Origin of the sequence: Nostoc foliaceum FACHB-393, from assembly GCF_014698505.1 — a bacterium.
GTDB classification, from domain to species: Bacteria; Cyanobacteriota; Cyanobacteriia; order Cyanobacteriales; family Nostocaceae; genus Nostoc; species Nostoc foliaceum_A.
This window is the reverse complement of record NZ_JACJTD010000131.1, coordinates 1-7,641: the sequence shown is the minus strand read 5'-3', so window position 1 is coordinate 7,641 and position 7,641 is coordinate 1. Positions and strand designations below refer to the sequence as shown.

The following is a 7,641-nucleotide window of genomic DNA, read 5'->3' as shown; positions in this document are numbered from 1 at the left end:
AATTATCAAGAGTTTAACGAGCGTAAATGAGGTTTTTTTTGGTTGATCCGCCTGAATTCTGGTTAAAACGCTATCTATATTTTACTGTTGCATCGGATCACAAAGCGGCATAAAAAAGCAGCAAGGTTTGCCGTGACATCCAAAAGCCTTACTGTGTATAGATGTCACAGAAAGCGGCAAGATTGGGTAAAACTCTAGAACCCTTGCTATTAAAGGAATGTCACAAAAAGCGGCAGGGTTCAATTATGAACTTGGTGTCACTTCAAAGCACTCAAAGCCATACAGGGTGGGTGTCACAAAGGAAGTGGCAGGGTTGACGAAAAAAAATAGGAATGAAAAAAAGCCCCGTTTTTGGGGCTTTTCTATGAAGTGGGATCGACAGCCTCTGATGCTCACAGAACGTCTGCTTTTAAGTATGGGATTCCCTACACCCTATCCCTACAAGCTTTTCATGACTGATACTGAAATTTATTTCCCAAGCTTTCTATTTTTTATTTTGCAAGTTTTTCTTCTTCTTTTGTTTAGGGCACTGGATATCGGCCATCAATCCATGCTCAAATACAATAGTGTGTTTTGGATCTGCTCCATCAGAAAGGAGAATTTTTTTCTGTTTACTCATCAACTTCATTTCCTTGATTGTGTTCTCGAAAAAATGAAGTTGATAGCCACAATCGCACTCAAATGATGAAGGGAATATTTCTTTGGGCATAAACTAGCTTTCCATTTCAATACCTTCGCCAAAACAAGAGTATGAAGAGAGAGGGCGCTCTGTAGTAGAGTTGTTGTCTTCCCAAACGACAACTCAAAAACTACAATTCGCCCATGTTCGACATCCTATCACTCTTACAATGCCTGCTACCGCAGATAAACGCTACAACAATGCGGCAGTTGAACCAAATAATCCTGGCCATGTTAGCGATGAGCGGACGAGTCACGATGTTGGGAATCTCTCGTTGGACAAGCACTGGTGGCAGTTATCGGACAATGTTGAGATTCTTTCATACAGTAATACCTTGGGCAACGTTATTTTGGCTATTTTTCCGCAAGCATTTGTTCCGTGCAAATGAAGTGTATTTGCTTGCAGGAGATGAAGTTGTAATAGGTAAATCAGGAAAACAAACTTATGGGCTGGATAGATTTTTTTCTAGCCTGGTTAGCAAACCTATATCAGGGCTATCTTTTTTTACATTATCATTAGTAAGTGTGGGGCAAAGGCACTCATTTCCAATACAGATAGAACAGGTCATAAAGAGCGATATAGAAAAAACTAGCCCGTCACCAACCAAAGAAATAAAGCAGAAAAAGAAACGTGGGCGACCAAAGGGGAGTAAAACCAAGAATAAAACTCAGGTAATTCTCACATCTGAATTACTGCGAATTCAGAAGATGATTAAGTCATTATTTAAGTTATTAGCTAAATTTATTCCTCTAACTTACTTAGTGTTGGATGGTCATTTTGGGAACAATAATGCCTTGCAGATGGCTCGTCAAGTTAAGTTACATATAATTTCTAAGCTTCGCTACGATTCAGCACTCTATATACCTTATCAAAATCCTGATCCCGATAAGCGCTCACGTCGTAAATACGGAGATAAAATTGATTACGATAACATACCTAACAAGTATTTATGTAAAAGTACCATTGATGAGGATATTCAAACTGATATTTATCAAGCGACTTTACTTCACAAAGAATTTGCCCAAGCTCTGAATGTAGTTATTCTAGTCAAAACCAATCTTAAAACTCATGCTTGCAGCCATGTGATTCTATTTTCTAGCGACCTGAAATTGTCATCTGAGAAAATAATTGACTACTACAAGCTGCGCTTTCAGATCGAATTCAATTTTCGAGATGCCAAGCAATTTTGGGGATTGGAAGATTTTATGAACTTAAGTCAAACTGCTGTAACTAATGCTGTTAATCTAGCATTCTTTATGGTCAACTTACCCCATCATCTTCTCGCGGATTTTCGTCTCCTTAATCCCGACTCTGGCATCCTTGATCTTAAGGCTCATTATCGTGGTTTTCGATATGTTCGTGAAATTTTAAAAATGCTTCCCGAAATGCCTGAGCCTATTTTATTAACCCAGATTTTTGCCAAGCTTACTTCTTTAGGGCGTATTCATCCCGTTTCTACAGGCATTGAACCCTCGTAAATTGGCTAAGGTATTGCATTTACGACTTATTTGGAATTTTGTTTGGCTGGCATTAAGGATAGACAGTCGGTTGTGGAACTAGAAGTCAAGCTCGAAATATAAGCCTCCGCTTGATTGATAATTTCTTCGTTTTGCTCAAAAGTAGTCTCCTTCCGCTTGACCAAATCGAAAATATAAGGCTCTGATTTAAGATGGAATAGATTCGATTGAAACCATTCATTAGGATGAATAAATTTTCCGACATTGGTTACGTCAAGGACATACCTCAACAATTGGTCACTGGTGTAAAACCATTCACCAACCGCTCGAATTTCGTCAAAATACTCGTGGAGTATTCTTTCTTCTGTTATCCCTCCTTCAACACAACCTATCAAAAACAGTTGAAATGGATTACCTGTTTGAATTGAAGATAACCGATTACGAACATCTTTTGAGGTTCCTATTTTTATTGCATTTGCTGGGTCACAATTTACAAAATAAACAACTGAACCAGAACGAACGTTTTCTTCTCCCCATGTAGAATTCTTTGATTTTCTCTGTCTCTTTGGATATTTAGTATTTTTCCGACTTTTACCCTTGTTCTTATCACACCCTACAGTGTTGCCACTTTTGACATCATCTTTCACTGGGGAATTGTCATTTAAAAACCTTTCGGCAGCTAATAACAAGCTTTTTTCTAGCTCAGTAATCCGGCTGAATGCTGAATCTAGTAGCTTTGACATTTCCTCATTTTCGGCAGAAAGCTTAGTATTTTGTTTTAACAAAGACTTTCTCTCCTGCCGCCAAAGTACAGCTTCAAGCCGCAAAGAAATTAACTCATTTGAATTGCCAATTATTTCAGGTACTTCCGGGTTAGACATTTTCGATTTCTCCTAGCTGTTGCTTGAGAATTACAATTTTAATTTGATGCACTTCAATTTCAGCTTGAAGTTCAGCACGTAATTCACTTGGTGTAAGCAGATGAATTTTCTCCTCTTCAAGATGTGACACTTCGGAAAAATCGTTTTTATCTAGGACAGCATAACGCCAAGATTCGTTACCTAAGCCAGTCAGTAGATTATTGGGTGGATAATACTGAATCCCAACAATTATCCCCTGCTTGGTTCTTTGCCCTAACGAGTATTTTGGTGATGTCCAATGATTGGGAATAGTGACAACTTTTGAAGCTTCCATACGATTTCAATTATTGTTGTTTTGACTGTGTTTGTACTACTCGCTGCTGCCTTTTCTCCGCCAAAACCTGACCGATAGCTCCCCCAGTACCCAGCCCAAACATTCCTGTCGCAATCATGTACATTGCATTCTTGCCAAAAAATTGCACACCCAAATACCCGATAGATATGGCCGCTAATATACCAGCGAGACTTACAGCAATTACTTGTGCTTGATTCCGTTCCATAATTAGAATGCCTTTCCCTGATAGAGGTTATGATTTGAATGATTTTCCTATTACGTAATCGCGCCACTGCTCAACAAATAGAACAAATGCTTACTGAACACAAGTTCTACATCAAAACCGCAGTCGATATCGAGCGTCGGGTGCTGGTTGGTGGTGGCGATCTGCACGCTGATTGCGAAAAAGAGCTATTGAAAGACGGTAGTAGACAACAAGATATTTGGGCTGCCAGTTTTATGCCTTTGACTGGGAAAATGATTTTTGAATCAATGGTTAATCTTCGTCCCCGGCAAAATAGGTCAATGGAGATTTTAAACCCTAATATTAGAGAAAGGGTTGCTCAACTTCTTATCGAGTTCTTGGGAAACTTATGATCCAAATGACACCAGAGCAGAAAAATTTTACACAAGATGATGTGACTATTCGGTTGCATCACTTGGCAAATCATCTATCGCAAATCCAGTCTATGTGGGTTGGAGACTCATCAAGAGATTTGATGCTGCCTTTGGTAAAAGAAAGTCGGTACTTTATTGAGTGGACAGTACCCGACATGGTAAAAGCAGACGACATTGACCGAGCTTGTGAGTTAGTTGACTTAGTTCGTTTGCTGACTAATTGGTTGTTTGACTGGGATAATATTTGGTCGGATGCCGAACAAAAACAATCTGCTTCTCTTGAAACTTCATATTGGTTACAGCGAGTTTTGGAAATATCACGTACAGAACCAGAATCACTGAGCGCCTGAACTCGATGAAGTCTGACGTTGTTTAACCAACACCGATCGCAAGTACTGCCGACAACCTGCTTCTCCCCGATAAATCAGAATCCGCAGTGCCTGTATTTCCTGCATTGGAGAAACACAGATTTCGGCAATGGCACTAATCAGATTTTGTTGCTCCTGCACATAAGAGAGATGCTGCTGCTCCAACTCTTGAATCTTGGAGTTTAGCTGTTGTATTTGTCGTAACGCTTGCGTCAGGGACGATTCTTTGTTTCGAGAGCGATTATTCAGAGTTAATGTCATTTTTTTGCTCCTCTAAATTCAGATTCTTTCTGTTTGCTGTTGAGTCGCCTGTTGTACACCATCAATTGCATCTACTATTTCTCCCAAAATATTGAAAGCATCGTTTAGCACAACATCGTTGGAGGTAGAAAAGTACTCAGACGATTGAAGCCTGCGATAATCTTTACTACTCCCTACAAGACGCAATGTATATTGACAGCCTTGCAATATAGTCCGAATCTCTGACATGGTTAATTTGATTTCCATTGTCGTTTCTCTCCCTAAAATTTATCTCGTTGAATACTGAGGCTTGCTCCGACTAAAGAACTGCCCAAGAATGCAGAAAAACTGACCAACATAGCTCCAAGACTTCTGTTTTTCTGGTACTCCCAACCAGAGATGATTATGTTGGGATTAGTATTAGGGACTTCCAGAAATTAAATTATCCAATTTCTGGACTTCACTACGACTATCCCTCCCCCTGCTCCCTGCTCCCTGCCCCCTGCCTCTATAGCGATGGTATATTTTTTTATTTGGAAGTCCCTTAGTCTCAATAATCTCCAGCCCCCAACAAGCCATTGCTCCCACTCCTGAGAAACCAGTTAAAAGTAGAGAGCCGATTGCAAATGTTTCTATCGTGCGGTTGATGAATACTTTGGGGTTAAATCTTTTTCGAGTCCGACGAAGAACTAATTTACTTTGATTATTTGAAGTCATAGATGATTGGTGAGATATCTTTTGAGTTTTCATGTTGTTATCTGATCTGCTATTGAATAGTAATTTGAGTCATCATTGACGTAATATTGATATTGCATGAGCTTTTTGCAAGGTATTAAATCTATTAAAAAACAGTAGATTAATTAGTAATCTACTGTTTTTCTTATCTGAAATTTATATTTTTTGTTTAGCCAAAAGCTAATTTTCTTGCATACTCTTGTGCTTCATCTGGGGATAAAGACTGAAAATTTTTAATTAGCTCTGCCGCACGAGTTCCTCGCGCACTAAGAAGCAAGGAATAACAATGAGGTTCAGGCAGTGCTGGCTCTTTCATTTCTGCTATCCACAACCAACTTGATTCTTCGCCCTCTTCAAATTCAGAGCCATAATCATAATGTAGTTTTTCTGTGTTAGACATTGTTTTTTGATCCTACTTTTATCAAAAGCTTACATCTGCACCTTTACAATCACAAATGTCGCCAGAAGTTCTTACTGATAGTCTTAAGACTGACAACTGCCGTTTCTGTTGTTGCTTCAGGGGTATGACCAACAGCCACCGCAGCAACTTGTGGTGTAGGTGTGGTTAACAAAGAATTGAGTAACTCTCGCTGATAGTCAATATCTTCTACTGTGCGATAAACTCTGTGGTAGTCAATTTGCATCCCTAAAGGTGTTGGTACTATTTTCAAATACTCATTTAGGGTATTAATATAGCCATCGTGAAAAATCCTATTAGCAATACAAGGACGGATAATATTCAATAATTGAATAGCTCGTCTAATGTCTGCGACACTACGGCTAGCATCAATCTCTGGCTGGCTTTCGCTGTAACCTTTGGATTTTTTTTCTGCCACCAGATTATGAAATTTAGCAATGGCTTTTTGATGATTGCCTAATGTGTGGACTTTGGTTTGCGCCTTATAACCGACTCTGCCCCACTGCACTGTTAAGTTACCGTCTTCGACAATAGCCGCCCAGAACTTATTGCTGTTCTGGATAGCATCAACATAGACTAAATAGATTTCCATGTTGATTATTTCTCCGTTGGTTGTGGATTAGATATACCTAAAATCCTGTTCTTAAAGGTTTCAAAGCTCTCTTGTTTGGGTTTAGCAGGTGGTGGGACATCTTTGTTTAACAAAGAGTTTTTGAAGTCCTCGAAACTTGAAGGCTTACTCATTTTGTTCTCCAGTTTAGATAATTTGATTAGTAAATTAGTGTTTAACAATCACACACTTCTTTGTATTCGGGCATTGCCCCAACGCAATTGATGTTGTAAAGCTTCAAGTATCGTTTCTGCTTCGTCTGCTGTTAATCCTTTCAACTGAGAGCAGATATTTTTTAAAACCTCTGGAATACCATTCCAAAGAAATCTTTCAAAATTTCCATCTGTCAAAGCTTCTGTTAGAGAATAATCTTCAGGACTACATATTCGCTGCATGAAAACATATTGGGACAAAGTTGTACGCAGCAAAAGTTTAGTTTCTCTATCTAACTTCTCTAAATGTGCGCCATAATTATCAACAAACTGGTTAATCAGGTCAGTTTGCCCGTAATAAGTAACTAAATCTGTCGTCATTGTTTGCAATCCCTTTGATGCGAACCATTAAGAAAAAAGCTTTCTTCGTAACCGCCCATGCCCAGGCGATCGCTTATAAAAAAGGGATAAGGAGAAAAAGAAATTGTGTTAATTATTTTCTCTTTCCCCTTTCCCCAAAATTATTTCTCAGTTCATATTCCGAAATTTAGCAGCACGCAAAGATTGAGTTTTCGCTGCAACCACAGGACTACTAGCCCGTCGTGCGGTGGATGCCCACACCTGCATTCTTTCAACTGCCGCAGCGTCCTGAATCGCAAGCGGGGTAATGGTTTGACAACAGGTTTCGAGGTCAGCAAGCGTTACCTGCTGCGGTCTACCCTCATCAAATGCCAGCAGAGCAGCTTCCGAAGCAAGGGTTTCCAGTTCTGCCCCTGAAAACTTTGCAGTGTTGGTAGCGATCGCTTCGAGATATTCAAGCTGTACTTGAATACCGAATCGCTCTAGGTGAATCCCTAAAATCTGTACCCGTTCTGGTGAGGTCGGCAGATCAACAAAGAAATTTTCGTCAAATCTTCCCTTCCTCTTTAGCTCACTTGGCAGTGCAGAGGGGTCATTGCAAGTTGCTACGACAAACACGCCACACTGAGATTCGGACATGAATGTAAGGATATTACCCAGAATCCTCTGTGAGACTCCACTAGTGTCACCACTGCCAGAAAGGGCTTTTTCTATTTCGTCTATCCATAAAATGCAGGGTGCGATCGCCTCAGCAGTCTTTAATGCGCGGCGTACATTGCCCTCTGATTCACCAACTAAAGAACCAAGAAG

The 7,641-nt window shown here is 39.8% G+C and carries 15 protein-coding genes; 4 read left to right on the top strand and 11 right to left on the bottom strand.

What is annotated here, in order from left to right; all coding sequences use genetic code 11:
- Nucleotides 1–217 precede the first annotated feature (217 nt).
- Both H6G92_RS37530 and H6G92_RS37525 read left to right on the top strand, forming a co-directional pair.
- The gene (locus H6G92_RS37530; RefSeq protein WP_190901789.1) at nucleotides 218–685 is read left to right on the top strand and encodes a hypothetical protein; all 468 of its coding nucleotides are present in this window, start codon (nucleotides 218–220) and stop codon (nucleotides 683–685) included.
- A 137-nt stretch (nucleotides 686–822) separates the two neighbouring features.
- Nucleotides 823–2,157 carry a transposase gene (locus H6G92_RS37525; protein WP_190901787.1) on the top strand — a complete coding sequence of 445 codons (1,335 nt, stop codon included), beginning with the start codon at nucleotides 823–825 and terminating at the stop codon, nucleotides 2,155–2,157.
- Between the two features lie 26 nt (nucleotides 2,158–2,183).
- Here the strand turns inward: H6G92_RS37525 and H6G92_RS37520 are convergent, their stop codons facing one another.
- Genes H6G92_RS37520 through H6G92_RS37510 form a run of 3 tightly spaced genes read right to left on the bottom strand, consistent with a single transcriptional unit; the run spans nucleotide 2,184 to nucleotide 3,556 of the window.
- Nucleotides 2,184–3,017, bottom strand: coding sequence for a GIY-YIG nuclease family protein (locus H6G92_RS37520; RefSeq protein ID WP_190901785.1), 834 nt, complete (start codon nucleotides 3,015–3,017; stop codon nucleotides 2,184–2,186).
- On the bottom strand, nucleotides 3,010–3,330 hold the full coding sequence (locus H6G92_RS37515; RefSeq protein ID WP_190901783.1) for a hypothetical protein: 321 nt from the start codon (nucleotides 3,328–3,330) through the stop codon (nucleotides 3,010–3,012). Before H6G92_RS37515 ends, H6G92_RS37520 begins: the two co-directional genes overlap by 8 nt.
- A gap of 10 nt (nucleotides 3,331–3,340) precedes the next feature.
- Complete coding sequence (locus H6G92_RS37510) at nucleotides 3,341–3,556, bottom strand: hypothetical protein (RefSeq protein WP_190901781.1); 216 nt, start codon at nucleotides 3,554–3,556, stop codon at nucleotides 3,341–3,343.
- Nucleotides 3,557–3,594: 38 nt separating this feature from the next.
- Between H6G92_RS37510 and H6G92_RS37505 the strand changes: the two genes are divergently transcribed.
- Both H6G92_RS37505 and H6G92_RS37500 read left to right on the top strand, forming a co-directional pair.
- Nucleotides 3,595–3,927 carry a DUF5674 family protein gene (locus tag H6G92_RS37505; RefSeq protein ID WP_190901780.1) on the top strand — a complete coding sequence of 111 codons (333 nt, stop codon included), beginning with the start codon at nucleotides 3,595–3,597 and terminating at the stop codon, nucleotides 3,925–3,927.
- Nucleotides 3,924–4,298, top strand: a complete 375-nt coding sequence (locus H6G92_RS37500; protein ID WP_190901778.1) for a hypothetical protein — start codon at nucleotides 3,924–3,926, stop codon at nucleotides 4,296–4,298. The genes H6G92_RS37505 and H6G92_RS37500 overlap by 4 nt, the downstream gene beginning before the upstream one ends.
- On the opposite strand, the gene H6G92_RS37495 is transcribed toward H6G92_RS37500, so the two are convergent.
- The 8 genes from H6G92_RS37495 to H6G92_RS37460 all read right to left on the bottom strand — a co-directional run.
- A complete protein-coding gene (locus H6G92_RS37495) occupies nucleotides 4,284–4,577 on the bottom strand; it encodes a hypothetical protein (RefSeq protein ID WP_190901776.1) in 294 nt (97 codons plus the stop codon). The two genes, H6G92_RS37500 and H6G92_RS37495, sit on opposite strands and share 15 nt — an antisense overlap.
- A gap of 18 nt (nucleotides 4,578–4,595) precedes the next feature.
- Nucleotides 4,596–4,823 (bottom strand): hypothetical protein, encoded by a 228-nt coding sequence (locus H6G92_RS37490; RefSeq protein ID WP_190901774.1) that lies wholly within the window; start codon nucleotides 4,821–4,823, stop codon nucleotides 4,596–4,598.
- 153 nt (nucleotides 4,824–4,976) lie between these two features.
- On the bottom strand, nucleotides 4,977–5,273 hold the full coding sequence (locus H6G92_RS40095; protein WP_242059503.1) for a hypothetical protein: 297 nt from the start codon (nucleotides 5,271–5,273) through the stop codon (nucleotides 4,977–4,979).
- A 187-nt stretch (nucleotides 5,274–5,460) separates the two neighbouring features.
- On the bottom strand, nucleotides 5,461–5,691 hold the full coding sequence (locus H6G92_RS37480; protein ID WP_179069479.1) for a hypothetical protein: 231 nt from the start codon (nucleotides 5,689–5,691) through the stop codon (nucleotides 5,461–5,463).
- Between the two features lie 49 nt (nucleotides 5,692–5,740).
- Nucleotides 5,741–6,301, bottom strand: a complete 561-nt coding sequence (locus H6G92_RS37475; protein ID WP_190901772.1) for a WGR domain-containing protein — start codon at nucleotides 6,299–6,301, stop codon at nucleotides 5,741–5,743.
- 5 nt (nucleotides 6,302–6,306) lie between these two features.
- Nucleotides 6,307–6,453: a hypothetical protein gene (locus H6G92_RS37470; RefSeq protein ID WP_190901770.1), complete on the bottom strand. Its 147-nt coding sequence runs from the start codon at nucleotides 6,451–6,453 to the stop codon at nucleotides 6,307–6,309.
- A 48-nt stretch (nucleotides 6,454–6,501) separates the two neighbouring features.
- Nucleotides 6,502–6,852, bottom strand: coding sequence for a hypothetical protein (locus H6G92_RS37465; protein WP_190901768.1), 351 nt, complete (start codon nucleotides 6,850–6,852; stop codon nucleotides 6,502–6,504).
- Nucleotides 6,853–6,999: 147 nt separating this feature from the next.
- Nucleotides 7,000–7,641, bottom strand: a 642-nt coding sequence (locus H6G92_RS37460) for an AAA family ATPase (protein WP_190901766.1), incomplete at its 5' end; no start/stop codon positions are given.